General features: G+C 60.0%; 26 protein-coding genes. 10 read left to right on the forward strand and 16 right to left on the reverse strand.

Annotated elements, in window-relative coordinates:
- Positions 1-160: 160 nt before the first annotated feature.
- Complete coding sequence (locus tag JWS10_RS19400) at positions 161-541, forward strand: DoxX family protein (protein ID WP_299482825.1); 381 nt, start codon at positions 161-163, stop codon at positions 539-541.
- A 159-nt stretch (positions 542-700) separates the two neighbouring features.
- Here the strand turns inward: JWS10_RS19400 and JWS10_RS19405 are convergent, their stop codons facing one another.
- The gene (locus tag JWS10_RS19405) at positions 701-1,624 is read right to left on the reverse strand and encodes an AraC family transcriptional regulator (protein ID WP_299509436.1); all 924 of its coding nucleotides are present in this window, start codon (positions 1,622-1,624) and stop codon (positions 701-703) included.
- A gap of 99 nt (positions 1,625-1,723) precedes the next feature.
- Between JWS10_RS19405 and JWS10_RS19410 the strand changes: the two genes are divergently transcribed.
- Together JWS10_RS19410 and JWS10_RS19415 are read left to right on the forward strand one after the other, a co-directional pair.
- Positions 1,724-2,470 carry an SDR family oxidoreductase gene (locus JWS10_RS19410; protein WP_299509437.1) on the forward strand — a complete coding sequence of 249 codons (747 nt, stop codon included), beginning with the start codon at positions 1,724-1,726 and terminating at the stop codon, positions 2,468-2,470.
- Positions 2,471-2,608: 138 nt separating this feature from the next.
- Positions 2,609-3,400, forward strand: a complete 792-nt coding sequence (locus JWS10_RS19415) for a peptidoglycan-binding protein (RefSeq protein ID WP_299509438.1) — start codon at positions 2,609-2,611, stop codon at positions 3,398-3,400.
- 60 nt (positions 3,401-3,460) lie between these two features.
- Here the strand turns inward: JWS10_RS19415 and JWS10_RS19420 are convergent, their stop codons facing one another.
- Positions 3,461-4,696, reverse strand: a complete 1,236-nt coding sequence (locus JWS10_RS19420; RefSeq protein ID WP_299509439.1) for a urate hydroxylase PuuD — start codon at positions 4,694-4,696, stop codon at positions 3,461-3,463.
- Positions 4,697-4,827: 131 nt separating this feature from the next.
- On the opposite strand from JWS10_RS19420, the gene JWS10_RS19425 reads away from it, so the two are divergent.
- Positions 4,828-5,754, forward strand: a complete 927-nt coding sequence (locus tag JWS10_RS19425; RefSeq protein ID WP_299482840.1) for a LysR family transcriptional regulator — start codon at positions 4,828-4,830, stop codon at positions 5,752-5,754.
- A gap of 69 nt (positions 5,755-5,823) precedes the next feature.
- Here JWS10_RS19425 and JWS10_RS19430 read toward each other — a convergent pair whose 3' ends face one another.
- The 7 genes from JWS10_RS19430 to JWS10_RS19460 all read right to left on the reverse strand — a co-directional run bounded on the left by JWS10_RS19430 (position 5,824) and on the right by JWS10_RS19460 (position 13,046).
- Positions 5,824-6,588, reverse strand: coding sequence for an SDR family NAD(P)-dependent oxidoreductase (locus tag JWS10_RS19430; RefSeq protein ID WP_299509440.1), 765 nt, complete (start codon positions 6,586-6,588; stop codon positions 5,824-5,826).
- 118 nt (positions 6,589-6,706) lie between these two features.
- A complete protein-coding gene (locus JWS10_RS19435) occupies positions 6,707-7,765 on the reverse strand; it encodes a dipeptidase (RefSeq protein WP_299509441.1) in 1,059 nt (352 codons plus the stop codon).
- 90 nt (positions 7,766-7,855) lie between these two features.
- Entirely contained in the window at positions 7,856-8,605 is a 750-nt protein-coding gene (locus tag JWS10_RS19440; RefSeq protein ID WP_299509442.1) for an ABC transporter ATP-binding protein, read from the reverse strand.
- 1 nt (position 8,606) lies between these two features.
- Positions 8,607-9,437 (reverse strand): ABC transporter ATP-binding protein, encoded by an 831-nt coding sequence (locus JWS10_RS19445; RefSeq protein WP_299509443.1) that lies wholly within the window; start codon positions 9,435-9,437, stop codon positions 8,607-8,609.
- On the reverse strand, positions 9,434-10,339 hold the full coding sequence (gene nikC / locus JWS10_RS19450) for a nickel transporter permease (RefSeq protein WP_299509444.1): 906 nt from the start codon (positions 10,337-10,339) through the stop codon (positions 9,434-9,436). The genes JWS10_RS19445 and nikC overlap by 4 nt, the downstream gene beginning before the upstream one ends.
- Positions 10,336-11,361, reverse strand: coding sequence for an ABC transporter permease (locus JWS10_RS19455; RefSeq protein ID WP_299480345.1), 1,026 nt, complete (start codon positions 11,359-11,361; stop codon positions 10,336-10,338). Before JWS10_RS19455 ends, nikC begins: the two co-directional genes overlap by 4 nt.
- Before the next feature lie 71 nt (positions 11,362-11,432).
- A complete protein-coding gene (locus tag JWS10_RS19460; protein ID WP_299509445.1) occupies positions 11,433-13,046 on the reverse strand; it encodes an ABC transporter substrate-binding protein in 1,614 nt (537 codons plus the stop codon).
- Positions 13,047-13,202: 156 nt separating this feature from the next.
- Between JWS10_RS19460 and JWS10_RS19465 the strand changes: the two genes are divergently transcribed.
- Positions 13,203-14,234 carry a dipeptidase gene (locus JWS10_RS19465; protein WP_299509446.1) on the forward strand — a complete coding sequence of 344 codons (1,032 nt, stop codon included), beginning with the start codon at positions 13,203-13,205 and terminating at the stop codon, positions 14,232-14,234.
- A 110-nt stretch (positions 14,235-14,344) separates the two neighbouring features.
- Here JWS10_RS19465 and JWS10_RS19470 read toward each other — a convergent pair whose 3' ends face one another.
- Complete coding sequence (locus tag JWS10_RS19470; protein ID WP_299509447.1) at positions 14,345-15,268, reverse strand: serine hydrolase; 924 nt, start codon at positions 15,266-15,268, stop codon at positions 14,345-14,347.
- 112 nt (positions 15,269-15,380) lie between these two features.
- Between JWS10_RS19470 and JWS10_RS19475 the strand changes: the two genes are divergently transcribed.
- The 4 genes from JWS10_RS19475 (at position 15,381) to JWS10_RS19490 (ending at position 18,035) form a co-directional block, all read left to right on the forward strand.
- Positions 15,381-15,752: a hypothetical protein gene (locus tag JWS10_RS19475; protein ID WP_299509448.1), complete on the forward strand. Its 372-nt coding sequence runs from the start codon at positions 15,381-15,383 to the stop codon at positions 15,750-15,752.
- 55 nt (positions 15,753-15,807) lie between these two features.
- Positions 15,808-17,199: a PepSY domain-containing protein gene (locus JWS10_RS19480; protein ID WP_299509449.1), complete on the forward strand. Its 1,392-nt coding sequence runs from the start codon at positions 15,808-15,810 to the stop codon at positions 17,197-17,199.
- Between the two features lie 192 nt (positions 17,200-17,391).
- A complete protein-coding gene (locus JWS10_RS19485) occupies positions 17,392-17,862 on the forward strand; it encodes a GNAT family N-acetyltransferase (protein WP_299509450.1) in 471 nt (156 codons plus the stop codon).
- Positions 17,859-18,035: a hypothetical protein gene (locus tag JWS10_RS19490; protein WP_299509451.1), complete on the forward strand. Its 177-nt coding sequence runs from the start codon at positions 17,859-17,861 to the stop codon at positions 18,033-18,035. Before JWS10_RS19485 ends, JWS10_RS19490 begins: the two co-directional genes overlap by 4 nt.
- Before the next feature lie 71 nt (positions 18,036-18,106).
- Here JWS10_RS19490 and JWS10_RS19495 read toward each other — a convergent pair whose 3' ends face one another.
- From JWS10_RS19495 to JWS10_RS19505, 3 genes are all read right to left on the reverse strand, one after another.
- Positions 18,107-18,688: a histidine phosphatase family protein gene (locus JWS10_RS19495; RefSeq protein WP_299509452.1), complete on the reverse strand. Its 582-nt coding sequence runs from the start codon at positions 18,686-18,688 to the stop codon at positions 18,107-18,109.
- A gap of 64 nt (positions 18,689-18,752) precedes the next feature.
- Positions 18,753-19,727 (reverse strand): glyceraldehyde 3-phosphate dehydrogenase NAD-binding domain-containing protein, encoded by a 975-nt coding sequence (locus JWS10_RS19500; RefSeq protein WP_299509453.1) that lies wholly within the window; start codon positions 19,725-19,727, stop codon positions 18,753-18,755.
- Between the two features lie 143 nt (positions 19,728-19,870).
- A complete protein-coding gene (locus JWS10_RS19505; RefSeq protein WP_299509454.1) occupies positions 19,871-20,689 on the reverse strand; it encodes an IclR family transcriptional regulator in 819 nt (272 codons plus the stop codon).
- Positions 20,690-20,854: 165 nt separating this feature from the next.
- Between JWS10_RS19505 and JWS10_RS19510 the strand changes: the two genes are divergently transcribed.
- Entirely contained in the window at positions 20,855-22,006 is a 1,152-nt protein-coding gene (locus tag JWS10_RS19510; protein WP_299509455.1) for a DSD1 family PLP-dependent enzyme, read from the forward strand.
- Between the two features lie 162 nt (positions 22,007-22,168).
- On the opposite strand, the gene JWS10_RS19515 is transcribed toward JWS10_RS19510, so the two are convergent.
- From JWS10_RS19515 to JWS10_RS19525, 3 genes are all read right to left on the reverse strand, one after another.
- Positions 22,169-22,402 carry a hypothetical protein gene (locus tag JWS10_RS19515; protein WP_366943564.1) on the reverse strand — a complete coding sequence of 78 codons (234 nt, stop codon included), beginning with the start codon at positions 22,400-22,402 and terminating at the stop codon, positions 22,169-22,171.
- Positions 22,403-22,480: 78 nt separating this feature from the next.
- Positions 22,481-23,050, reverse strand: a complete 570-nt coding sequence (locus JWS10_RS19520; RefSeq protein ID WP_299509456.1) for a YjbF family lipoprotein — start codon at positions 23,048-23,050, stop codon at positions 22,481-22,483.
- A 14-nt stretch (positions 23,051-23,064) separates the two neighbouring features.
- Positions 23,065-25,173 carry a YjbH domain-containing protein gene (locus JWS10_RS19525; protein ID WP_299509457.1) on the reverse strand — a complete coding sequence of 703 codons (2,109 nt, stop codon included), beginning with the start codon at positions 25,171-25,173 and terminating at the stop codon, positions 23,065-23,067.
- Positions 25,174-25,273: the final 100 nt, after the last annotated feature.

Consider the following 25,273-nt stretch of genomic DNA (forward strand, 5'->3'; position numbering starts at 1 on the left):
ACCTGTAGCAATTGCGTAACGCAGCCGCCTTATCACGATGACGTGATTAAAAGTGAACTCTTGCGTCGCCATTCCGCCGTTTATACTGCATCGCAGCATTGTTGGCCCGATTGTCGGCTGATAGCCAAACCTTACAACCGCAAGCCATAAGGACTTAAGAATGATCAAAAATCTCAGCAGCCTGCAACCTTTCAGCTATGCCGCGCTGCGCATCATGGCGGGCCTGCTTTACTTCGCGCATGGCACGCAAAAACTGCTGAACTTTCCGATTCCGGGGCCGGGCGATTTGAGCAGCCTGCAACTTGCATCGGGGCTTTTGGAACTGGTTGGCGGCGCCTTGATCGTGCTGGGCCTGTTTACCCGTCCGGTGGCTTTCGTGCTTTCTGGACATATGGCATTTGCCTATTTCATGGCTCATGCGCCGCAAAGCTTCTATCCAGTGGCCAACGGCGGCGATGCTGCAATCCTGTTCTGTTTCGTCTTCCTGTTGATTGCGACTACGGGTGCGGGGATTTTCTCGCTCGACGGTCGTAAGCGCTAGTTTCGACGATTATCGGAGTTGCGGCCCAGCGCATGTTGTTGGGCCGCAGTCATTTCTGCGATTATCTATTTCTAAGCGCGCGTGGCGATCTTGTGTTGCCTTCGGCTGCGATATTTTTGCGCAGAGGATGAGCCAGCATTAGCCTTGGACCTAGACCGCTCACCCTGCCCTCACCATTCCCATCGCGAACTTTCCGGGTGGCATTCCCTGATGGCGGGTGAAGGCTGTGCTGAAGGCGCTGGGGGAGCCGTAGCCTACGCTTGTGGCGATTTCTGTGATGCTGGTGCGGCCTTTGTGTAGCAGGTCTTTGGCGAGGGTCATGCGCCAGTTGAGCAGGTATTCCATCGGCGGCACTCCGATCACGCGGTGGAAGCGGGCGCAGAACGGCGAGCGGGACAGGTTTGCGGTTTGGGCGAGACGGGCGATGGTCCAGCTGCGGGCGGGATCGGCGTGGATGGCGCGCAGGGCGGGGGCGAGGCGGGGGTCGGCGAGACCTTGGATCAGGCCGGGCGCTGCGGTTTGCGGGGTGGCGCGCAGGGCTTCGATGAACAGAACTTCCAGCAGACGCTCCAGAATAACCTCACGCGCGGGGCGGTTGGCGCGGCATTCGTCGCTGACGAGATTGGCGAGGGCGGCGAGGCGATCTTGGCCGTTAACGATGACAATTTCGGGCAGCAGCGACACCAGCAGGGCGGCGTCGGGCGCGCCAAACACGCAATGGCCGACCAGCATTTGCACCTCGGGCGGGCCATCCGGGCGGCCTAAGCGGTAACTGCCATCGGGTTGCGGCTGCGGCAGGCTGCGCAGCGGGTTGCTTGGCGGCAGGTCTGGGTTGCTGATGGTGTAGCCGAAGGACGCGGGGGCCAGCACGAAATCGCCCTTGCGCAGGGTGATCGGGGGGCGGTTGTCGATGGTCAGGCTGACCTCTCCGGTCAGGATCAGCCAGTGCGAGACATGGCCGCTGGCTTCGCGGCGCACCCGCCAATCGCCCGCGCCCTGCACCACTTTGGCGAAGGGGGCACGGGGTTGCAGCAGGGTGACGATCTCGGCCAGCGGGTCGATTGATGGAACTGAATCGGGCATAACAGGACGCTCACGCAATAAAACGGCATGATGGATTATAGGCTGTCCTTGTTTGCGGGTCTATATCGCTTTCAGTGAAGGCAATTTAAGGATGATGTGATGAAAACCGTGTTGATTACTGGCTGTTCCTCGGGCTTTGGGCTGGCGACGGCGGAGTATTTTCTGGCGCAGGGCTGGAAGGTTGTAGCGACGATGCGTAGGCCGGATGCGTGCCTGTTGCCGGTGTCGGAGCGGCTGCGGGTGATGGCGTTGGATGTGACGGATGCGGGCAGTATTGCGGCGGTTATGGCGCAGGCTGGGCCGATTGATGTGCTGGTGAACAACGCCGGAATCGGGCTGCTGAGTGTGATCGAGGACACCGAAGTTGCGGTGATGCGCGATATTTTTGAGACCAATACCATTGGGCTGATGGCGATGGTGCGGGCGGTTCTGCCGCAGATGCGGGCTCGGCGGTCGGGTGTGATTGTGAATGTGACCTCGACTGTGACGGTGGCGGCTTTGCCGATGCTGGCGGTTTACACTGCGTCGAAGGCGGCGGTGGAGGCGTTTAGTGCGAGTTTGGCGCTGGAGGTGGCGGATTTTGGCATTGAGGTGAAGGTGGTGCTGCCTGGCCAAGGCAAGACCAAGCTGGGCGAGAATGCGCGCGGGCGGATGAAGCTCGATTTCCCGGAAGCCTATGCCAAATTTGCGAGGGCGGTGTTTGCGCGGACGATGGCGGGATCGGGTGGGACTTTGGTTGAAGACGTGGCGCATGGGGTGTGGCGGGCGGCGACCGATCCGGATTGCCCGATGTTCACGCCTGCGGGCGCGGATGCTGTGGCGGCGTTTGAAGCATCCCGGCATTAAAACCATGCCCGGCATTCTTGGGTGGGTGCCGGGGGTTTTTCGAGCGATAAACCGACGGGCGCAACCATTTGGCATCTCGGGCGTTTTCGCATAGATGCGGGGGCTTAGCGCGTCTGTTCAAGTGAGAGGACCAAGACCATGCGGAACGTAACGTTGCCGATTATGCTTGCTGCCAGTTTTTCGGTGGTGGGGCCTGTTTATCCAGTTCATGCGGAAACCGACCTTGGGAAGGTTGTATCGGGCATCGCGCAGTCTTTGATTGCGCAAGAAACCGAGAAGAATGCGTATATCTCGGCACAGCGGCTGAACACGACACGCGCTTATCGTGATTATCTGGCGAAGTATCCGCAAGGCTTGTATCGGGCAAATGCCGAGCAGGCGTTGGCCAAGTTGGGCGCTGATGTGCCCGTTGCTCCAGAGGTCAGTACGCCACCCGTCGCAGGACGAAGCCAAGCGGCGATAGAAGAGTCGATCGGGCTTACCCGGACCCAGCGGATGCAGATTCAGCGGCAGTTGACGGCGGTGGGCTATCCTACTGGCGGGGCGGACGGGCTGTGGGGGTCGAAGACTCGCGACGCAATTGCGCGGTGGCAGAAGGCCAATAAGCTTGGCGTCACGGGGTATGTGACCTCGCGTCAGGTGAGTCTGCTGGCGAAACAGGCGGGTTCGGATGTCGGCAGCGCGCCTGAGGCGCCGTCAGCGAACGATGATGTGCTTGAGGAGCGGCTGCTGAGCTTGACCTTCGACGAGCGGCGCGAGGTGCAACGCCGGCTGACGTCGCTCGGCTATAACACCTATGGGGTGGATGGCGGTTTCGGTGCCAATACGCGGCGGGCGATGACTGCGTGGCAACGCGATGAGGGACTCCGGGCGAGTGGTTATATAACAGCGGACCAACTGCGTGAGTTGCGTAAGCAGAGCGGCGACTGAGACTTGGGTTTAGTTAGCCTATGGGCCGTCCATTGATGGGCGGCCCATTTTATTGGGGGACTAGCTGCTTTGAGCGCCCTGCCCTGCGGATTGGAACCAAAGGATGATGGCTTCGCGTTCCTGAGGCTCCATGTAGCTTAGGTTTGCGGGGGGCATGGCGTGGGTGAGGCCGGCTTGCAGGTAGATGCGTTTGGCCTCGGTGGCGATTTGGGCGGGGGTTTCGAGGACGACGCTTTTCGGGGGCCAGTAGATGCCCTCGTAAACCGGCTCGGCGGCGTGGCACATTGAGCAACGGCCTTGCACGATGGAAACGACTTCATCAAAGCCTTGGGCGCTGGCGTAGGTCAGGGCTTCGGCGTTTAGGGCGGCTTCTTCGGGTCGGTGGCGCATGGGGGCGGTCGAAAGCCATGCGATCAGCAGGAAGATCACGGCGGTGGCGAACCATGTCCAGTGCGGGTTGCCTTTTCCGGCGTGTTTGGTGTTGAACCAGTGCCGAATGGTAACGCCCATCAGGAAGACGAGGCTTGCGATGAGCCAGTTGTATTCGGTGGCGAACACCAAGGGGTAGTGGTTAGACAGCATCAGGAACAGCACAGGTAGCGTCAGATAGTTGTTATGCGTGCTGCGCTGTTTGGCGATCTTGCCGTATTTTGGGTCAGGCGTGCGGCCTGCTTTCAAGTCGGCGACCACGATGCGTTGGTTCGGCATGATGATCATAAAGACGTTGGCGGACATGATGGTGGCGGTGAACGCGCCGAGATGGAGCAGTGCGGCGCGGCCGGAAAAGACTTGGGTGTAGCCCCACGCCATGCCGACGAGGATGATATAGAGGCCGATCATCAGGCGGGTGCTGTTGTCGCCGAAGCGGCTTTTGCAGATAAGGTCATAGGCGATCCAGCCGAAAGCGAGGCTGCCGAGCGAGATGGCGATGGCTTGGGCTTGGCTTAGGTCGGCCACGGCTGGGTCGATCAGATACAGGTTCGCGCCGAGGTAGTAGACCAGAAACAGCATGGCAAAACCGGAAAGCCATGTGGTGTAGCTTTCCCATTTGAACCAGATCAGGTGCTCGGGCAGCATCTCGGGGGCTACGAGGTATTTCTGGATGTGGTAAAAGCCGCCGCCGTGGACTTGCCATTCCTCGCCATGCGCGAGGGGCGGCAGGCTGGGGGTTTTGCGCAGGCCGAGGTCGAGGGCGATGAAGTAGAACGACGAGCCGATCCACGCCATTGCGGTGGTGACATGCAGCCAGCGCACCGCGAGTTCGACCCATTCCCACAGCACAACCCAGTCATACATCGGTAGTCTCCTGTTTTGGCTGGGCTATCTTGGTTTTCAGCAGGCTATAGGTGTTTTCAGTAAGCTATACTGCCACGCATTGATCTGTTAATCCTGAAAAACCGGGGAATACTTTCAAGATTGGCGCGAAAATGTCCTATGTCAACACGATCAAGATGTTTGTGCGGGTGTATGAGTTGGGCAGCATGTCGGCGGCGGCACGGGATCAGCGGACCTCGCCCGCCGTGGCCTCGGCGCGGATTTCGGAATTGGAGAAGCATCTGGGGGTGCGGCTGTTTTCGCGCACGACGCGGAGTTTGCAGCCGACCGAGAACGGGCGGATTTTCTTTGAAGGCGCGAAGAAGGTTCTGGAGGCGATTGACGAGGCCGAGGCTGCGGTGATGGATGTGACGCAGAACCCGCGCGGGACGATCTTTGTGTCGGCTCCGCTGGGGGTGGGGCGGCGGTTCATTGCGCCGCATGTGCCAGTCTTCAAGGACATTTACCCGCAGATCGACGTGCGGTTGCGGCTGTCGGATCGGATCATTGATGTGACGGCCGAGGGGCTGGATGTGGCGTTTCATCTGGGGATTTTGGAGGATTCGACGCTGAAGGTGCGGTTGATTGCCGATTGCCCGCGGGTGCTTTGTGCGGCCCCTGCCTATATCGCGCGGCGGGGGATGCCGTTGGATGGGGCGGCTTTGGTGGGCGACAAACATGAGTGTTTGAACTTGCGGTTTCCCGGTGCGAAGGAGTTTCAGTGGGCGTTGCAGACGGCTGAGGGCGTGCGGCGCTATGAGATCACCGGGCCGTTTGAGAGCGACGATGGCGATGTGCTGACCGGATGGGCGCTGGATGGGCGCGGCATTGTGATGAAGCCGGTGTTTGAGGTAGCGGATCATTTGCGATCTGGGGCACTGGTGCCTGTGGCTGTGGCAACGCCGCCTTTGCCGACGCAACTTTCCAGCCTGTCGCAGCATCGCCGGTTGAAAGATCCGAAGGTGAAGCTGTTCACTGATTTCATGGCGGCGCATGTGCGGGATGCGGTGCGGGCGGCGATTTTGGGGCCCGCGGGTTGAGAGGTGCGCGCGCCGCGCGGGGATATTTAAGCCAGTCTGAAAGCAAATTTTAGATAAATTTTATAGGGTTCACGTTTCGTAGGGCCAGTTGGCTTGGCTGAAGGCTCCTCCATCGACCCATAGGGTTTGGCCTGTGACGAAAGCGGCTGCGTCGGAGATCAGGAATAGCAGCGGGCCGGTGAGGTCTTGCGGGGTGCCTACGCGGCGGAGGGGCGTGACCTTTGCCCATGTGGCGTCGTAATCGGGGGCCTCGGCTGCAGTGCGGGCGGTGGCAATGGCTCCGGGTGCGATGCAATTGACGCGAATGTTGTGGGGGCCGAGTTCGACGGCGGCGATCTTGGTGAATTGCTCGATGCCGCCTTTCGAGGTGGTGTAATCGACCAGTTTTGGGAAGGCGAGTTTGTTGCAGCCGGAACCGAGGGTGATGATCGCGCCGGGTTGGCGGGCGGCGATCATGGCTTTTGCGGCGGCTTGGGTGTTGAGGAAGGTGCCGCGCAGGTTGGTGGCAATGGTGCGGTCCCAATCTTCGGGGGCGAGGTCAAGCAGGCTCGACCAGGTTTGGATGCCTGCGTTGTTTACGAGGACGGACGGGGCCGCGTTGGCCCATGCGGCGGCCTCGGCGTGGAATTGGGCGGTTTGGGCGGCGTCGCCTGCGTCACACTCCCATGCGCGGGCGCGTTGGCCGATGGCCTCGACGGCGGCGATGAGAGTTTGGGCGGATACGGTTTGGTTTAGGTGGGTGAAACCTACGTCATAGCCTGCGCTGGCGAGCGCGGTCACGAGGGCATGGCCGATGGCGGAGGGGCCTGCGGTGACGAGGGCAAGTTTGGGCATGATGGACCTTTGAGCGGTTTCAGGCACCATGCCGGAGTGCTGTGGTTAAGAAAAGAGCCTCCGGCTGGCCGGACTGAGATTCATCCGGCCTGAGTTTTCGGAAAGAGCAATGCCGAGGTTATTTGCCCCAAGTGCGGTCGAGCAGAGCAAGCCAGTTGTCGTAGCACAGCTTTTGCATCAGCGCCTCGCCATAGCCGTGGTCGAGCATAGCTTGTTGCAGGGCGGGCAGACCCGTGACGTCGCCGATGCCGTTTGGCAGGGTTGCGCCGTCGAAATCGGAGCCTAGGCCGAGGTGATCTTCGCCGAGGTTTTTCAGCAGGTGATCGAGGTGGGCGAGCACGTCTTGCCAGCCCATGTCTCCCGACTGTTTGCCATCGCGGCGTAGGAATGAGGTGGCGAAGTTGAGGCCGACCATGCCTTTGGAGTCTCGGATCATGTGGAGTTGGCGGTCGGTTAGGTTGCGGCTGCTTGGGGTGATGGCGTGGGCGTTGGAGTGGGTGGCGACGAGGGGGGCATCGCTGAGGGAGGCTATGTCGTCGAAGCCTTTCTCGTTGATGTGGCTGAGGTCAATCATGATTTTGAGATCATTGCAGGCGCGGATCAGGCGTTTTCCGGCATCTGTGAGGCCCTCTCCGGTGTCGGGGCTGCTGGGGTAAGCGAAGGGGACGCCGTTGCCGAAGATGGTGGGGCGGGACCAGACCGGGCCGAGTGAGCGCAGGCCGAGGGCGTGGAAGGCGTAGAGATTGTCGAGGTTGGCGTCGATGGCTTCGGCGCCCTCCATGTGCAGGATGCCTGCGATGGTGTTTGAGGCAAGGCAGGCGCGGATTTCGGCGGTGGTGGTGCAGAGTTTGAACTGGCCTTTGGAGCTACGCTCCATCCACAGGAATTGCCGGGCCATCGACATGGCTACGGGGAGAGCGTCGGGCTCATGGATCACGTCGCCCAGCGGGATGCTGAAGGGCGGGTTCTCCATCTGCGCCATGTAGTCGGGGGAGTCGTGGGCGGCGGGGGATGGGATGTAGATGGCGAAGAAGCCGGCCTTAAAGCCAGCTTTTTGCATCCGGGGCAGGTCTAGGTGGCCTTTGCCTTCGCCGGTGAGCCAGATCGCTTCGCGGTTTTCCGGGTGGTTGTGCAGGCGGAGCAGCAGGTCGTTGTGGCCGTCGAAGGTGGGGAACATTTTGTGAGCCTATGTTTGCTTTGCTGGCGGGCGGGGGTTTCACACCCCCGCACCCCCGTGGGATATTCAGGAGCAGGTGAAATTGGCAGGTTAGCCTTCGAGCATCCTGTCGGCGGAGGCGGCGAACAGGCTGCGGGCATAGGGTGTGGTCATTTGGGCGGTGGCGAGGGCTTCGCGGCTGAGTTCCTCGACGGCGCGGCCGTGCTGCATCACGAGGATGCGGTCGCACATGTGGTCGATTACGGCGAGGTCGTGGGAGACCATCAGGAAGGTCAGGCCGCGTTCTTGGCGCAGGCGGCTTAGCAGGTTGAGGGTTTCGGCTTGGACGCTGGCATCAAGGGCGGAGGTGGGTTCATCCAGCAACAGGATTTCGGGTTGCAGCATCAAAGCGCGGGCGATGGCGACGCGTTGGCGTTGGCCGCCTGACAGTTGGTGCGGGTAGCGGAAGCGGAAGTTGGCGGGGAGGCCGACGTCGGTGAGGGCCTTTGTGATGGCTTGGTCGGTCAGCGGCAGGCCGTGGATGGCGAGGGGTTCGGATAGGGTGCGGTCGATGGTGTGGCGGGGGTGCAGGCTCGCGTAGGGGTCTTGAAACACCATTTGCACTTTGCGCGAGAAGGCGCGGTTGTGGGTGATCGGTTTGCCGTTGATGCGGATGCTGCCGCCGGAGATCGGGGCGAGGCCGCAGATCGCGCGCAGGATGGTGGATTTGCCGGAACCGGATTCGCCGACGAGGCCGAAGGATTCTTTGGCTTTGACGCTGAGGGATACGTTTTCGACGGCGCGGACGTGGCGGCCTTGGGCGGTGAAGGTGACGGAGAGGTTTTCGATTTCTATCAGCATGTCAAAGCGCCCAACTTGCGTCGCGGTCTAGGCTTGGCAGGGGTTCGCGCGAGCCGCCGATGCGGGGGAGGCAGTTCAGCAAGCCTTGGGTATAGGGGTGTTTGGCGTGCATCAGGTCTTTCGCGGCCAGTTCCTCGACGACTTTGCCTTTGTACATAACCAACACACGGTCGCAGAAGCGGGCGACGAGGCGGAGGTCGTGGGAGATGAAGATCAGACCCATGCCGCGGGTTTTCACAAGGTTGTCGAGGATCGACAGGACTTCGGCTTGGACGGTGACATCGAGGGCAGAGGTGGGTTCATCGGCGATCAGCAGGTCGGGGTTCGGGATCAGCATCATCGCGATCATCACGCGCTGGCCCATGCCTCCGGAAAGTTCGTGCGGGTAAGCCTCCATCACGCGTTGAGGGTCGCGGATTTGCACGGCGTTCAGCGCGTCGATGGCTTTGGCGATGGCGTCGGCTTTGGAGACTTTATCGCGTTGGCGCAGGCCCTCGGTTAATTGCGCGCCGACTTTCATTACAGGGTTAAGCGAATATTTAGGGTCTTGCATCACCATGGCGATACGGGGGCCACGAAGGCTGCGCATTTGGGACTCAGAAGCGCGCAGGAGATCAATACCGTCGAAAGTCATCTCATCGGCTTCGATCTTGCCGGGGGGGCGGATCAGGCGGAGGACGGAGCGGCCTGTCATGGTTTTGCCGGAACCGGATTCGCCTACGATGCCGAGGCGCTCGCGGTCAAGGGTGAACGAGACGCCGCGCACGGCTTCAACCCGGCCTGCTTCGGTGTCGAAGGTGACGCGGAGGTTTTTGACAGAAAGGAGGCTCATTTGCTGGCGCTTTTTGGATCGAGAACATCGCGGAGGCCGTCACCTAACAGGTTGAAGCCAAGGCTGACGATGAAGATGGCGAGGCCGGGCATGGTGGCGACCCACCATTGTTCAAACAGGAACTTGCGGCCTGCGGAGATCATCAAGCCCCATTCTGGCAACGGGGGTTGCACGCCAAGGCCAAGGAAGCCGAGGCCAGCGGCGGTGAGGATGACGCCTGCCATATCGAGGGTGACGCGGATAATCACTGAAGGCAGGCACATTGGGATGACATGGCCCCAGATGATGCGGATGGGGCCAGCACCTTGCAGTTTGACGGCGGCGATATAGTCGGAGTTGCGGACAGTCAGCGTTTCTGCGCGGGAGACGCGGGCGTAAGGCGGCCATGAGGTGAGCGCGATGGCGAGGACGGCGTTTTCCATGCCGGGGCCGAGGACTGCGACGAGGGCTAGGGCTAGGATCAGTTTCGGGAAGGCGAGGAAAATATCGGTGATCCGCATCAGGATGGTATCAACCCAGCCGCCGAAATAGCCCGCGACGGTGCCGATGATTAACCCTACGACGGGGGCGGTGAGGATCACGAGGAGGACGATATAGAGGGTGATGCGGCTGCCGTAGAGGATACGGGACAGGATATCACGGCCGAAATCATCGGTCCCGAGGATGTTGCCAGCGGTACCGGGGGGCAGCAGGCGGCGGCCGAGTTCTTGAGTGATCGGGTCATGCGGGGCGAGGAGTGGCGCGAAGATGGCGACGAAGATCAGGACGGCGGTGATCATCAGGCCGATCATCGCGAGGGGGTTGCGGCGGAGGCGGAGCCAGCTGAGGTAGCTTTGACCCAAGCGCGACTGCATCCGCGAGGCGGGATTCGGGTCGCGCAGCCATGTGGTGAGTGTGCTCATACCCGCGCCCTCGGATCGACGAGGCGGTAGAGCAGGTCTGACAGCATGTTGAGCCCGATATAGGCGATGCCGACGACGACAGTTCCGCCCAGAACGGCGGGCATATCGGCGACCATTAGGGCGTCGGTGATATAAGAGCCCAAGCCCGGCCATGCGAAGATTGTCTCAGTCAGGACAGCGCCTTCGAGCAGGTAGGCGTAGGAAAGGGCGATCACGGTGATCAGCGGCACCATGACGTTTTTCAAAGCGTGAACCCAGATCACCCGGCGTTCGGGCATACCTTTGACGCGGGCGGTGGTGATGTATTCTTGACCCAACTCGTTCATCATAAAGCTGCGGGTCATTCTGCTGATATAAGCCATTGAAATATAGGCGAGAATCCCGGCGGGCAGAATGATGTGAGAAAACGCGTTGGCGAACATATCCCAGCGGTTGTTCAGCGCGGTGTCGAGCAGGATCATGCCAGTGTATTGGGTCAGCTCAAAATCGAGCGACATTTGATAGCCTGCATCAAGCCTACCGGGGCCGCCGACCCAGCCGAGTTGGCCGTAAAATAGCAGCAAGCCCATCAGGCCAAGCCAGAATACTGGCATCGAATAGCCCATAAGGCCGATCAGGCGGGTGGATTGGTCGAAGAAACTGCCGGGTTTGGTGGCGGCGATGACTCCGGCAGGGACGCCGAGCAAGACGCCGAGGATGGTGGCGAGGGTGGCGAGTTCCAGCGTGGCGGGGAAGCGTTGAGCCACCTCTTGCAGCACAGGTTCCCGGGTGCGAATCGAGGTGCCAAGATCGCCTTGCATGGTGTTGCTGACATAGATGCCGAACTGCTTCCAGAGGGGCTCGTTCAGACCCAATCGCTCTCGGGTTTGTTCTATTTGGGACTCTGTCGCGCGCTCGCCCAAGATCGACAGGACCGGATCTATCGGAATCACGTTGGAGATGAAAAACGTCACCATCAACAGGCCGAGAAATGTGACAAACAGCGTGACAACCGTGGCGCCGATTTGGCGCAGCAACGGCATCAGTCGAGAGTGCGGAGCGGGTGTGCTGGTCATAAAAAAACGGGCGGCCCCTGACGAGGCCGCCCAATGCCTTACTTGGTCGCGAGCCAATAGGTGGCACCAAGGTCAACTGCGCCACCAGTAATGAAGTTCTTGACGTTCGAGCGCACTCCGGTTTGGCGGGCCTGCTGGAACATCACGATGAACGGTGCGGTTTCGCGGAATTTCTTCTGCAAAGAGGCATACATTTCAACGCGTTTGGCGGGATCTTGCTCTAAAGCGGCGGCTCTAGACTCCGCAGTCATTTCGCCCGGATCGTAAGCGTTGCGCCACGCCAGATAGCCGGTGTTGTTGGCAGCATCCGAGTTGTCGGGGTTCTCGGCGAAGGTCGATGAGTTGGTGTTCGGATCGGGATAATCCGGCCCCCAAGTTTGCAGCGTCGCGTCGTGCTGACGGGCGCGGTATTCTTTCAGCTGTTCAGCACCTTCGCCGACGTTCAGATCAACCTTGATGCCGACTTGGCCGAAGGTGTTCTGGATCGACTGCGCCACATCCATCCGGTCAGCCGCATTGCGCACCGACAGGGTCATGCTCGGGTCTTTGATGCCGGATTCAGCGAGCAGCGCCTTGGCTTTCTCAACATCGAGCGAATAGGGATTATCGTCTAGCGCGCCGAGATAGCCCGACGGCAGGAAGTTTTGGTGAACAACTGCGGCACCCTTCATAAAGGTGTCAGCCATACCGTTGTAATCCACCGCCCAGCGCATCGCGTCCAGGAACTTGGCGTTCTTGTAGTTCTCATTCTTCTGGTTGAACGAGAGGTAATAAATCTGGCCGCCAACGTCTTCTTGAATGGCCACATCAGCGTTGCCGGTCAGACCCGCAACATCAGACGGGGTCAGGGTGCGGGCGATGTCGATATCGCCTTTTTCAAGTTGCAGACGCTCGGTTGCGGCTTCTGGCACATGGGTCACGAAAACCTTCGCCATCTTGGCATCGCCGCGCCAATAGCCGGGACGCATCTCCAAAACATAGCCTTCGTTCGGCTTGAAGGATTTCAGCGTGTAAGCGCCAGTGCCTGCCGAATGGGTTTTAAGGTATTCGTTGCCGAGATCGCTGACGCCATCGGTGACGACTTCGTTGGCTTTGACAACATCAGCATCAATGATTGAGGCCACGCCAGCGGTCAGGCAGTTATAGAGGAACGTCGGCGCGTAGGGTTTATCAACCTTGATGGTCAGCGTGTCGCCCGCACCAGTGATCATCGCATCGACGGTTTCAGCCGTCCAACCAAACTGGTTCAAGATGAACGCCGGGGTTTTGTTCAGCTTAACAGCACGTTGCAGCGAATAAGCGGCGGTCTCTGCCGTCACCGGATTGCCGGAGGAGAAGGTCAGGCCCGCCTTCATCTTGAAGGTATAGGTTAGGCCATCTTCGGCGACAGACCAACTTTCGGCCAGACCGGGGATGAGTTTCAGCGTGGTTGGGTCAAGCTCTACCAAGCCGTCATAGGTATTGTTGACCACGTCGAGGCCAGAGAATTCGTAAGCCTCATGCGGGTCAAGGCTGACGATATCGTCGATGGCACCCGCAAGAACCAGCGTATCCGCCGGGGTTGCAGCCATAAGCGCAGCAGGTGCTGTGCCCAGCATAAGGGCCGCGATAGCAACAGCGCCCACGCGGCGCAGCGTCGGTTCAAGTAGCATGGGTAACTCCCTGGTTTTTTTTCATTGTCGTTTACGCATTCGCCCCGAGTCTGGGGCTTCCTTGACCGATTGGGCAACTTCTGCCCGGCCTTGTCAACAGGCGGGATTTGCGTTGAATTGGGCATAGCGGGCACAATGACAGCAAGGCAGGATAAAATGTCAGGGTTTTCGATCTTCGACGGGCACAATGATCTGTTGTCCAGCCTGTGGGCAGAAAAATCCTTTGATGGCGCTGGTTTTTTCGGCGGCCGCGCCGGGCATCTCGATTTGGAAAGGTGCCGTAAGGGTGGCTTTGCGGGTGGTTTCTTCGCGGTTTGGGTGGGTGGAGAGCCGGGAACCGGGCCGGATCCGATGGCGACCTACCGCGAATTTTCCGCGATTGACCCTGTGCGAGCCGAGCGTCAGACCCTGGAGCAGATCGCGATTTTGTTGCGAATGCAGGCGGCGCGGCCTGATGCGATAAGGCTGTGTCGCTCGGTTGCCGAGATTGCGGCTGCTCAAGAGGTCGGCGCGATTGCGGCGATCCTGCATATTGAAGGCTGCGAGGGGATTGCCGAAAATTTGGACGCCTTGCACGTTTTCTACGCGGCGGGTTTGCGGTCGTTGGGCCCGGTATGGAGTCGCCCGAACATTTTCGGCCACGGCGTGCCGTTCAACTTTCCAGCCAGCCCGGACACCGGACCGGGTCTGACAGAGGCCGGAGTGCGGCTGATGCGGGAATGTGAGGCGCTCGGCGTATTGCTGGACCTTAGCCATCTGAACGAGGCCGGGTTCTGGGATGTCGCGCGTATTTCCGGCAAACCGCTGGTCGCCACCCATTCCGCCGCTCATGCGGTGACGGCGGCGACGCGCAATCTGACCGACAAGCAGTTGGCGGCGATCAGGGCCAGCGGCGGGTTGGTGGGGTTGAACTTTGGCTGTCAGTTCCTGCGGTTGGATGGGGTGAAAGATCCCAGCACCGGGCCGGAAGACATGCTGCGCCACCTTGATCACCTGCTGGCACATCTGGGCGAAGATGGCGTGGCGTTGGGGTCGGATTTCGACGGCGCGATGATGCCGAATTTCGTCACCGACGCGAGTGGGTTGCCGAAGCTGACGGCGGCGCTTGCGGCCCATTATGGCGAGACGCTGACGGAAAAGCTGTGTTGGGGGAATTGGCAAGGCGTGCTGGCGCGGGTGATTGGATAGCCTGTCGTGCTTGGAGAGAGGGCGGCCTGTACAGCGCACCGCACCTGATGCCAGTCTGGATGGGCAACGCTGAGGCCCCGGATCAAGTCCGGGGCGGCGTGACGAGGGGATTAACGCCTCGTGATGTCTTCTGTCATGTCCCAGATCAATCGACCGATCTGCGGGAAGGCTTGGGGATGCGTTTGCGCCATGCCCTGCCCTTGCGTGGTTAGTACGATGATCAAAGGCTTACGGCTCTCTGCCTGCAAGCGGATCATATCGTGCTTATACCAACTGGTGTTGGCATCGCCCGTCCACAGATTATGCCCCGACTTCGACCAAATCTGCACGCCATCGGGCAAATCGCCGCCGAGATATTCCGACAATTGATAGGCCGGGTTGGTGGCGTCTTCGCTGGCCTTATCGCGCCGCAAGATCGCCTGCGCGCGGGCTTTTGACGGCGGCGATAGCGGCAGGGTGCCGTCAAACAGCTCCCACATAACCCGAGCGGCGGCGAGTGGCGTCAGGCGGTTCAGATGCGCGCCATTCACGCCTGCGAATTGCGCCTCGCGGCCATAGCGGGTGTCATCCATCAGCTTTTGCGCAATGGTGCAGCCTTGCCATTCATCCCAGCCCAACGCCCAGAAAAAGCGGTTGAGGCGTTCGCGTTTGTTGACCCAATCGAGATACTCCGCGCCATGCAGCAGCGTGTCGCCAGTGGTGCCAGTGATCAGGTCGATGGCGTAATTGGTCGCGCCGTTCGACGACCAGCGGATCATGTCGCGCAGGGCCCGATCCATCTCGCCATGCCGGGCGATGCGGGCGTCTTCCAGCAAAGCGAGGGCATGGATCAGATGGAAGGTTTTCACCAAGGAGCAGGGGTAAACCGGGATATCGCCGCGATGGGCAAAACCCTCGGGACCAGTCGCACCGGAGGTTAGCAGCACAAGGCCGAAGCTGTCCGCCTGAAGTCCCTCAGCGCCAAGCAGGCCGATCAGCGCCGAGATGATGCTGGTACAAAGCTCGGCCCAATCCGGGGTTTCGGTGAAGAACATGGCAAGGCTCCTGTTTTCGGCGCAGCTTAGGTGGCGGTTGGCAGAAAGAAAGCCTGCTGTCGCGGTGCAGTGTGACTTGATCTTGCCGCCTGTGATCGGTTAGCCACAGCGCATGATCCGCTTTGCCCGCCAATTTGCCCAGAATGTGATGACCCTGCTGTTGGCGGTGGCCTTGGTGACGTTGGGCTTTGGGCACCGCATGGCGCTGCAAGATCCGGTTGATCTGAGCGCCTATGCGATGCCGGATGGCACCATGCCAGAGCTGTGCCATGACGGCGGTGTGTCCGATCACGGCATGAAAGATCAAGCGCCCTGCCCGGCTTGCCGTATTGTCGCGGCGCTTGAATTGCCCGCGATCGTCAGCCTGCCGCCGGTTGAGTTGACCGCAGTTGCGGTGGTTTGGCCCGCTGTTGCGCTGGCCGATATGACCGAGCATCCGCCGCGTGCGCCGCCTGCGCGCGGGCCGCCTGCTATCCTGATCTAAGCGCAATTTTCGGGCCTAAGCGCCCGTTTTCTTCAGCTTTATCTGGAATGCACCCATGTCTTCAACGACGACAACCCCACCTGCGGGCATCAATAAACTCTACTTCGCGGTCTGGCGCTGGCACTTTTATGCGGGGCTTTATGTGCTCCCGTTCCTGATCATGCTGGCGGTCACTGGCATCGTCATGGTCTGGTTCACCGCGATTGCGCCGGAGTATGGTGAGCGGTTGGCGGTTACGCCGCAAACGCAGAGCCTCGGTATCACCGATCAGGCGAGTGCTGCACTGGCGACCCATCCTGCGGGCAAGATCGGCCAATACATTGCGCCGCATGACGCCCAAACTCCGGCGATCTTCCGGGTGGATTTGGCCGACGGCCAGCGGATGATCGCAGTGGACCCCTATTCAGGCGCGGTGCTGCGCGACACTCAGAACGGTGCGACGTGGTATACGCTGGCGAATGAGGTGCATGGCACGCTGCTGATCGGCACGCTGGGGGATCGGCTGGTCGAGATTGCGGCCTCGCTGGGGCTGTTGTTGGTGATTACCGGGCTTTATCTGGTCTGGCCGCGCAATGGGTCGGGGCTACGCGCGCTGTTGCTGCCGGATCTACGCACCAAGGGTCGGGCTTGGTGGAAAGCAATGCATAGCGTCATGGGGTTCTGGATCTCGCTGGGGCTGGTATTTTTTCTGATCTCGGGTCTGGCTTGGAGCGGGATTTGGGGCGAGAAATATGTGCAGGCTTGGGCGACATTTCCGGCGGCGAAGTGGGACAACGTGCCTTTGTCGGACAAGCGCCACAAAGACATGAATATGACTGCTGACGATACGGTGCCGTGGGGGTTGGAGCAAACTCCGATGCCGATGTCAGGGTCGGATATGGGCGTGACGGGCCTGCCGATGGGGGTTCCGGTTTCGCTGGAGAATATCGTGGCATTGGGGCGGGCGATTGGGTTTCAGGGCCGGTTTCAAGTTGCGCTCCCAGCGGATGAGGCTGGGGTTTGGACGCTTAGCCAAGATTCCAACAGCTATGACGGGCCAGACCCGACCGCTGACCGCACAGTGCATATTGACCAATTCACCGGCAAGATTTTGGCGCAGGTCGGTTTTGCCGATTACGGACTGGCGGCGAAGTCGATGGCGGTTGGCATCGCATTGCATGAGGGTCAGCTGGGGCTGTGGAATGTTGTGCTGAACATCGGTTTCTGCCTGATCGTGGTGTTTGTTTGCGTCAGTGGCGTGGTGATGTGGTGGAAGCGGCGGCCTTCGGGTGCGTTTCGACTGGCCGCGCCGCCGATGCCCATAGGGGTGCCTTTGCGCGGCATCGCGGTGATTGCGCTGCTGTTGGGCGTGGCGTTTCCGATGCTCGGTCTGACGCTGATTGCGGTGCTGCTGCTGGACTTTTTGGTGTTGCAGAACGTGCCTGCGATGAAGCGGGCTTTCAGTTGAGCGACCGGTCGCGGCGGGGGGTTCCTGCCATGAGCTGACGCTGGCAAAGGCTTTGGCTTCATGGCAGGGTGGCCTTGCGAGGGAGCCGTCCATGCCGAAAATCATCATTTGCTGCGCGATCACCGGGTCGGTTCATACGCCGTTTAAGGCTCGCTTTAAGGTCGGGCTGGCAAGTCGGCGCGAGGTGGTATTTTGATCTCATATCGGCGGGCGGTGGCGAGCGATGTGGCGTTGATCCACGCGATGCTGTCCGAGATGGCAGAGGCCGAGGATGGCGTGATCGGCGGCGGCACTGATGGGTTGTTGCAGCACGGCTTTGGGCCAGAGCCTAAGTTTCGCGTGGTGCTGGCGGAAGAACACGGTGTGGCGCTGGGGTTTTGTCTGTTTCTGCCGGAGTATTCGAGCTGGCGCGGCGCCATGGGCCTGTTTGTGCAAGACATTTACCTGCGGCACGCGGCGCGCGGTAAGGGGATGGGGCGCGGGCTATTGGCCGCAGCGCTGACTGAGTCGCAAGATTGGCAGCCCAGCTTCTTAGCCTTAATGGTGAAGCGCAGCAATGTTATGGCGGTTGGGTTTTATGAGACCTTGGGCTTTGTTCTGCGGGACGCATCCGATCCATTCATACTAGAGGGAGCGGGCTTCAGCGCCCTGATGCAACCATGATTGCGGTTTTTAACGACGCGGAGCGGGCGCATGATCCGCAGTTTGGGGTGCGAATAGCTTGGTGCTGGCAATGGGGTCGGACGCATTGGAAGGCGACGCTTTGCGGGCTTGACCGTGACCACGCCGGGGTTTGCGGCGATCGGGCGGTGGAAGCGGTCTTGCGGGCTTGGTAAGCTGTATCGGCGGAAAAGTTGAAGCCTCGGGCGGGGATATTAAAGCCGAGAGGATGACCGAAGGGCCGCGTTCAGGCGGGGATTTCGGTGACTGTTCGATCCGGACCTAACGCATAAAATGCGTCTTGCGGCACTGGCAGCGTGTAGCTTTCCGCCTCGGTCAGCCCAGCCCATTGCGCGCGAATGACCCGGCCAACGACGGCATGAGCCACGATGATTTTGACCGGCGCTGGATCGGATTTGATCTCAGCCATAGCGGCCATCAGACGGGTCGCGAAGGTGGCGTAGTTTTCGCCGTCGGGTGAGTGAAACCACCAAGCCTCGGCTGGAACTGAAAGCCGCAGGACGGGGTGAGCGGCGTCGATATCGGCGTCAGTTTTGCCATCCCAAGACCCCATGCCGATCTCTTTCAGACGCGGATCAAGCGTGATGGCTGGGTTGCCGAGTTCCGCAGCGATCAGTCGTGCCGAATGCTGGGCACGGCCTAAGGGGCTGGCAACGATGCGAAAATCCGGCAGCTTCATCGCAGCAAGGCGGCGGCCCATCGCGGTCGCCTGAGCTTGGCCCAACGGGGTGAGGTTGCTGTCAACCTGACCCTGACGACGGCCGACGGCGTTGAATTCGGTTTGACCATGACGGCAAAGATAGATCACGCCAATTCACCTTGCCGAATGTTGCGTAAGGACTGCTCGCCGCAGCGAGCGATGAAAAAGTATTTCAGCACCGCGCCATCCGTGCAGCAATATCGAGCATACGGTTGGAAAAACCCCATTCGTTGTCATACCAACCAAACACCCGCAGCATACCACCTTTGGTCACGCGGGTCTCTGGCAGCGCCATTACAATGCTTTCAGGACGGGCCCGCAGATCGGTGGAGACGAGGGCTTTCATCGTCGCGCCAATGACGCCACCTGCGGCAGACAGCGCAGCATTCACCTCGGACACCGTGGTCGCGCGTTCGGTCATCACGGCGAGATCGACCGCAGATACCGATGCTGTCGGCACGCGCACAGCAGAGCCTTCGATCCGTCCGGCGATCTGCGGCAGCACCTGGTCCAAAAGCCGTTGTGCCGAAGTGGTCGTCGGCACCATCGACAAAGCAGCGGCACGCGAACGGGCGAAATCGGCGGCAGGGGCATCTACCGTCGGCTGACTGCCGGTATAACAGTGAATCGTCGTCATCGAACCGGTGACAACGCCCCAATTCTCGTGGATCAGCCGCGCCAACGGAGCCAACGCATTGGTGGTGCAAGAGGCGTTTGAGACGATTTGCTGCGTCGTCAGTTCTGCGTCATTCGCACCGAGAACAACAGTCAGATCGGCGGCTTTGGCAGGGCCGGATATCAGCACCTTGCGGGCACCGCCTCGCAGGCCACGCGTCGCCATTTCACGCGCATCGGCGCGGCCGGTGCATTCCAGCACCACGTCTACGCCCTTCAGCGCCAGACTGGAAATATCGGGCGTGCGGTGCAAAACGATTGCGTGACCGTCAATCAGCAAAGCGCCGCCTTCGAGGCTGACACGCCCCGGCCACGGGCCAAAAACCGAGTCAAACTCGAACAGATAGGCGCACATCTCGGGAGTGGCGATGTCGTTTATGCCAGTGATCGTAACCCCGGGCACAGCACCTTTCAAAGCCGCGCGTAGCACCGAGCGGCCAATACGACCGAAGCCGTTGATGAACAGGTTCATGCGCTTGCCCCTTCTGACGATTGGGCCAAGTCAGATCACGGGAGCCGGTGCCGTTCAATGGGTACGGCAGAGTTTTGATCAAATAAACGGCGCTAGTTTGGGCGGACCGGTTTTGGGGACCTGCGGCTTTGCTCAAGCCTTGCTTATTGCGGAACTGCGCCGCCGATGGCTTCGGTGATTTGGTCAGCGGCGGCGCGGACAAGGCTGCCAAAACGCGTCGCATCAGACAGCCCCATACGGAAGCTTGGGCCCGCAATTCCGATCGCTGCAACGGGCTCACTGAAGGCGTTGAAAATCGGCGCCGCGACACCCCGCATGCCTTCAGCGCGCTCTTGATCGTCGATGGCAAAGCCGCGGCTGCGGCTGCGGGAAAGGTCACGCTCGAGGCTTTCAATGCTGGAAAGCGAAAGCGTGGTGGCGCGAGCAAGTCCCTTGCGTTTGAGGATTTCGGCGGTTTTTCTCTCGGGATACCAAGCCAGCAGGGCTTTGCCAGGGGCACAAAGATGCATCAGGCCCGTGGTGCCGGGTGGAAAAAACGCGCGTAAGTCGGCGGTGGTTTCGACCTGCGCTAAAAACAGCACTTCTCCGGCGGCTTCAATGCCGAGGCTGACGGTTTCTCCGGTGGCAACCATCAGCGACTCCATCGGCGCACGGGCGCGTTCGGTGACTTTGGTGCGCTTAAGGAAGGCTGATGCAGCGCGAAAGGTACCGGGGCCGATGTGCCAAACTTGCCCGGGGTCTTCGAGCTCTACCATGCCGTGACGTTGCAAAGTGACGAGCGCGCGAAAAACGGTCGCGACAGGCAGCGCGCTTTGTTCGGTCAACTCAGACAGCGTCAGGCCAGCACTGTCCGCCAGCAGTTTCAACAATCCCAGTGCGCGGTCGAGAGCTTGTACCGTATTCTGCTCGGTCTTGTCCGTGGTTGACTTCGGGCGGCCGCGCAGACGGGGAGGGTTGGACATGGGCTGAGACCTTTAGGCAGCACCGCGACGGCGCAATTCGACAGGATGCAGACGCAGCGTAGCACGAATCAGGCTGGGCGAAAAAAACTTTCGGGGGGACGCGCGGAAGGTGGCCAAGCTGCCGGATTTAGGCGACGTTGAGCGGATATATGCAGGAGACGGCGGATGGATTTCAGCGGGTTTGAGGTAGGTTACGACATCCCGGCGCTGCCCGGTATGACCGAGGCCGAGGTGCAAACGCCTTGCTTGGTGCTCGATCTTGACGCTTTGGAGCGCAATATCGTCAAGATGGGCGACGCGGCGCGGGCTATGGGGGTGCGTCACCGGGTGCACGGCAAGATGCACAAATCAGTGGATGTGGCGCTGTTGCAGGCCCGGTTGGGCGGGTCTTGCGGAGTGTGTTGCCAGAAAGTGTCTGAAGCCGAGGCGTTCGTGCGCGGCGGGGTGATGGACATTTTGGTGTCCAATCAGGTGACGGACCTTGCGAAGATAGACCGCCTGGCGCGGCTGGTACTGCGGGGCGCGCGGGTGATTGTTTGCGTTGATGATGCGGGCAATGTGGCGGATCTATCAGCTGCGGCGGTGCGGCACGGCGTTGTTGTGGAATGTCTGGTTGAGATGGATGTGGGTGCGGGACGGTGTGGGGTGCAGGGCGCGCAGGCGGTGGTTGGGCTGGCGCAGGCAATTGCGGGCACCGATGGGCTGCGGTTTTCGGGCGTGCAGGCGTATCAGGGTTCGATGCAGCACATGACTTCGTTTGCCGACCGCAAGGCCGCGACAGAGGTTGCGGTGGCAAAGGTTCGCGTGGCTGTGGCGGCGCTGCGCGGTGTTGGGCTGGAGTGCGATATTATCGGCGGGGCGGGTACGGGAAGTTGGCCGTTAGAAGCGGGCTCGGGGGTTTATAATGAACTTCAGTGCGGCTCTTATGCGTTCATGGACGCTGATTACGGTCGGGTGTTGGATCAGGATGGGCGGCGGTTTGATGCTGGTGTCTGGGAAAACGCGCTGTTTGTGCTGACCTCGGTGATCAGTCATGTGCGGCCGAATTGGGCGGTTTGCGATGCGGGGTTGAAGGCTCTGGCGGTGGATTCGGGGCTGCCGGTGGTGTTCGGGCGTGAGGGGCTGGAATACTTGCGCTGCTCAGACGAGCATGGTGAGATCAGCGATCCTGCCGGTGCCCTGAAGATCAACGATAAGCTGCGCTTGGTGCCTGGGCATTGCGATCCGACCTGCAATTTACATGATTGGTATGTTGGGGTCAGGGCTGGCCGGGTTGAGGTGGTCTGGCCGATTTCGGCGCGTGGCAAGGTATTTTGAAGCAGTGCCACGCGTGGACAGGGCCTCGTTCTATATAGATCAGTGGGTTAGCATGGCCCTGTTAAGCGTCTGTTAAGCTTTGACACAACGCCTAAAAAAAAACGCCTGGGCAAAAACCCAGGCGTTTAGACTTAGCGCAACTACCCCGAAGGGCAGAAACGATTATTCAGTGGTCGTGGTCGAGGACGAGTCATCGTCGTCGTTCGACAGAACTGCTGCAGCAACAAGCACGCCGCCACCGATAACAGCCCAAAGCGGCAGAGCCGACGAGGAAGTGTTTTCTTCGACGACAACAGGTGCCACTTCGACGATTGGCTCAACCAGGCCACCAGCGAAGGCAGAGGTCGAAGCCAGAACGAGCGAGGAAGCAACAACGAAGGAAGCGATCTTATTCATGTAAATTCTCCGATTACAGCATGATGTGATTTATCATATAGATGTGAACATTAAAAGAAAAGTCTGCCTCAAGTAAATTCATTTAGCTTTTCGTTCAACCGCGACATATCCGACACCCTGTGACACCCATTGCCGCGATTTGCTTATAGAATCGGCAGAATCAAACCAAAATTGATTGCGAATGGAACCAATATCGGCGGTGCAATCTTCGGTAACATGACCAGCATCGGCAGGATCGCGCGCAACCGTGCAAGCATAGCGATGCCTGAACATGGTGTCTGTTCCGTCCATATCATAATAGCTGCGCTGATGTGGAGCGCCTGCGCGCAAAGTCGCCACGCTGGGTGCCTCTGCTGACATCAGATCGCGGCCAAAACCGCGCGTGCCGATCAAGATTCCATTGCGCAAGAACGCTTGCGAACCGTCCTTTGAGGCGTAGATCGTCACCCCGTCGCGGACCTGCAGTTGTGACATCGGAAACTTTATCCCGAGCGACACCATGGTCATCCAGATTTGCGGAGCGTCCTTGCCGGGTTTGACCATTGGCGCTGTGGCGGCGTTGGTGCCCATGACGGTTCCGACGGTTTTTTGCACTATCGGTGTGGCACAGCCAGCGAGCGTCAGACACGCGGCGAAAAGAACGGGCATTCTGCGGCGCAAGGTCATCTCCAGAACCGCCCCCAGGCGGCATCAAGGTCGGATTTCTGGTATTTTCGCACGGTTTCATACAGCCGACCATCCACATCGAGCCGTGCGCCACCGTCGCGCAGCAATGGTCGTATCGTCAACTTGCCAGATTTTTGCGTGGCTTGGCCGGTCAGGAACGAAAGTGGCAGTTCGACGCGGAGACCCTTGTCAAAAGAGCCTTCGCCAAAAGTATCAAACGGCACATCGGTCAAGGTTGCGAACGCGCCTACCTTGATTCCATTGGCAAACTCGCGGTCCAGTGCCAAAGTAGCACCGTAATCGCCGGCAAGGTATCGGCCCATATCAAGCCGCGCGTGATAACCGCCGGCAAAGCTGTAGTAGCCCGAGACATGGCCAGTCACGACGTTGTAGTCCTGAAAGCCAAACAGCTGATTAAAGTCGCGCTGTTGGACGTAATTGATCTCTGCGCCAATCGCATAGGGTTTGTCGGTCTTCTGCCACAACAACTCGGCCGAGACGCCGCCGTACATCCGTTCAAGATAGCCGACGGTAAGGCGGCTATAAAGCTCGGGGCCGGGTTTGGCATACCAAGCCAAGGTCAGCTTTTGAATCGCCGGATCACCCTCGGTCGCGTAAATGTCGGCGTTGCTGCGGACGGGCCGCAGTTCGGTGTTGGAGTCGAAGCTGCCCTTCTCAATCCCCGAAACAATTTTCTTGGTGATTGCGGTGGAAAGAATCAGGCCCGGCGCGATGTCATAAGTTGCGGTAAGGCGCAGACCAAGGTCAATCTGAACCGGCTTACCGGGGTCGAACAAACTGCTCGAGGCATAGGGCGCTATGCCCCATTTGAAGCGCGGATAAAGCCCGTCAGAGCGAATGGAACCCGGCGGCAGCGCGGCGGCTGCGGGCAGGAATTGAGTGCGTTGCTCCATGGCGACATCTTGGCCGGGGGCAAACTCAAGCGCCTCCAGGTCGGCCCGTTTGATCACCACCGTCGATAGCGGCACGCCTTGCGCCATTGGCACGATCTCAAACGTTTGCACCGAAGCGGGCATGGTGGCTGCAAGCGCGCGTGCGGTGCGGCCAATGGCTTGCGGCGCATTGTCGAGCGTGGTGTTGCGGATGCGCAGATGCACACGGCTTGGCGAAATGGCGATGGTTTCGATGGTGATACCGTCGCGCGTCAGGATAGCTTGGGTCTGGTCACGCATCGCGGTCTGGCTGCCGCGGTCATTGACCCAGTTTGGATCCCAACTTTTGGCAGCGGCGCGCGTCGTTACGGGCAATGGGCCGGGGCCAACACTGCCGCCGCGCGGACTTTTCTTCGGGTCGAGCACGAATTGCGCCGCGAATCCGATTTTCGAGCCATAAAGCGAATACAAACCGAGACGCACAGTATTGCCGAGATTGTATTCCACGCCAAAGTTAAACGGGCTGTTGCGGTCGAAGGTGCTGCGCTTGGTGGCTTCTTCAACATAATCGTCCGAAGAATATTCGGCCTTGAGCGACCATTGCTTGTTCAGCTGCCATTCGACGCCCGCGAAGGGGGCTACGTCACCGCGAAACCACTGACCCGAGCGTGGCTTGCCGCCAAGGCCGAAATCAACTTTTGGACGATCCCCGAATGGCGCACCGATTGAGCCATACGTGCCATAGCGGCCCCAACCCAAACCAGCGGTGACCTTAACGCGATCGCCAAAAGTCTTGGTGGCCGCGATATATTCGCCGGCGAAGATGCCGGTGCCGATGATATCTTGCAACCCAACCGTGATCGCCGGGACATAGCGACCCTCACGCGTCACCTGAAAGCGCAAATCGAAGCTGCGGTCGTAATAGGTGGTGATGTCATTGGGATTGGCCTTGGTGTACCAATCCTTGACCGACGCATACCGAAAGCTACCCGACAGACGCGGCGTGATCTGAAACGTCAACGTGTTGCGGCCGATTGGGCCGAACTGGGATTTCACAAAAGACAGCGTGCCGTCGCTTTGCTGATCGCCCGATGGCATGTCGATCAGGCCAGTGACACCCGCAAACGACAGACTTGGGCGCATCTCGGATTGCGCAGGCAAGGCCGCAAAACCGCAGAGCGCGCACAAAAATAGCGATTTCGATCGATTCATGCCCGTAAACCCTGCCTAGTTGCGCTGAGTTGCCCAGCGCCTTGTGGTATTCTTAAACGAAAACTGAAATCACCGCCACCGATCCTGCGCAGAAATCGAC

The organism is Cypionkella sp. (assembly GCF_028290025.1).
Lineage (GTDB): Bacteria > Pseudomonadota > Alphaproteobacteria > Rhodobacterales > Rhodobacteraceae > Cypionkella.

Coding starts and splice junctions, on each gene's coding strand:
- JWS10_RS19480 (WP_299509449.1), top strand. CDS start 15,808: ATGTCTTCAACGACGACAACCCCACCTGCGGGCATCAATAAACTCTAC.
- JWS10_RS19520 (WP_299509456.1), bottom strand. CDS start 23,050: ATGCCCGTTCTTTTCGCCGCGTGTCTGACGCTCGCTGGCTGTGCCACA.
- JWS10_RS19405 (WP_299509436.1), bottom strand. CDS start 1,624: ATGCCCGATTCAGTTCCATCAATCGACCCGCTGGCCGAGATCGTCACC.
- JWS10_RS19500 (WP_299509453.1), bottom strand. CDS start 19,727: ATGAACCTGTTCATCAACGGCTTCGGTCGTATTGGCCGCTCGGTGCTA.
- nikC (WP_299509444.1), bottom strand. CDS start 10,339: ATGAGCACACTCACCACATGGCTGCGCGACCCGAATCCCGCCTCGCGG.
- JWS10_RS19470 (WP_299509447.1), bottom strand. CDS start 15,268: ATGTTCTTCACCGAAACCCCGGATTGGGCCGAGCTTTGTACCAGCATC.
- JWS10_RS19410 (WP_299509437.1), top strand. CDS start 1,724: ATGAAAACCGTGTTGATTACTGGCTGTTCCTCGGGCTTTGGGCTGGCG.
- JWS10_RS19440 (WP_299509442.1), bottom strand. CDS start 8,605: ATGCTGATAGAAATCGAAAACCTCTCCGTCACCTTCACCGCCCAAGGC.
- JWS10_RS19475 (WP_299509448.1), top strand. CDS start 15,381: ATGATCCGCTTTGCCCGCCAATTTGCCCAGAATGTGATGACCCTGCTG.
- JWS10_RS19445 (WP_299509443.1), bottom strand. CDS start 9,437: ATGAGCCTCCTTTCTGTCAAAAACCTCCGCGTCACCTTCGACACCGAA.
- JWS10_RS19425 (WP_299482840.1), top strand. CDS start 4,828: ATGTCCTATGTCAACACGATCAAGATGTTTGTGCGGGTGTATGAGTTG.
- JWS10_RS19420 (WP_299509439.1), bottom strand. CDS start 4,696: ATGTATGACTGGGTTGTGCTGTGGGAATGGGTCGAACTCGCGGTGCGC.
- JWS10_RS19510 (WP_299509455.1), top strand. CDS start 20,855: ATGGATTTCAGCGGGTTTGAGGTAGGTTACGACATCCCGGCGCTGCCC.
- JWS10_RS19490 (WP_299509451.1), top strand. CDS start 17,859: ATGATTGCGGTTTTTAACGACGCGGAGCGGGCGCATGATCCGCAGTTT.
- JWS10_RS19435 (WP_299509441.1), bottom strand. CDS start 7,765: ATGTTCCCCACCTTCGACGGCCACAACGACCTGCTGCTCCGCCTGCAC.
- JWS10_RS19400 (WP_299482825.1), top strand. CDS start 161: ATGATCAAAAATCTCAGCAGCCTGCAACCTTTCAGCTATGCCGCGCTG.
- JWS10_RS19465 (WP_299509446.1), top strand. CDS start 13,203: ATGTCAGGGTTTTCGATCTTCGACGGGCACAATGATCTGTTGTCCAGC.
- JWS10_RS19515 (WP_366943564.1), bottom strand. CDS start 22,402: ATGAATAAGATCGCTTCCTTCGTTGTTGCTTCCTCGCTCGTTCTGGCT.
- JWS10_RS19430 (WP_299509440.1), bottom strand. CDS start 6,588: ATGCCCAAACTTGCCCTCGTCACCGCAGGCCCCTCCGCCATCGGCCAT.
- JWS10_RS19505 (WP_299509454.1), bottom strand. CDS start 20,689: ATGTCCAACCCTCCCCGTCTGCGCGGCCGCCCGAAGTCAACCACGGAC.
- JWS10_RS19460 (WP_299509445.1), bottom strand. CDS start 13,046: ATGCTACTTGAACCGACGCTGCGCCGCGTGGGCGCTGTTGCTATCGCG.
- JWS10_RS19525 (WP_299509457.1), bottom strand. CDS start 25,173: ATGAATCGATCGAAATCGCTATTTTTGTGCGCGCTCTGCGGTTTTGCG.
- JWS10_RS19415 (WP_299509438.1), top strand. CDS start 2,609: ATGCGGAACGTAACGTTGCCGATTATGCTTGCTGCCAGTTTTTCGGTG.
- JWS10_RS19455 (WP_299480345.1), bottom strand. CDS start 11,361: ATGCCGTTGCTGCGCCAAATCGGCGCCACGGTTGTCACGCTGTTTGTC.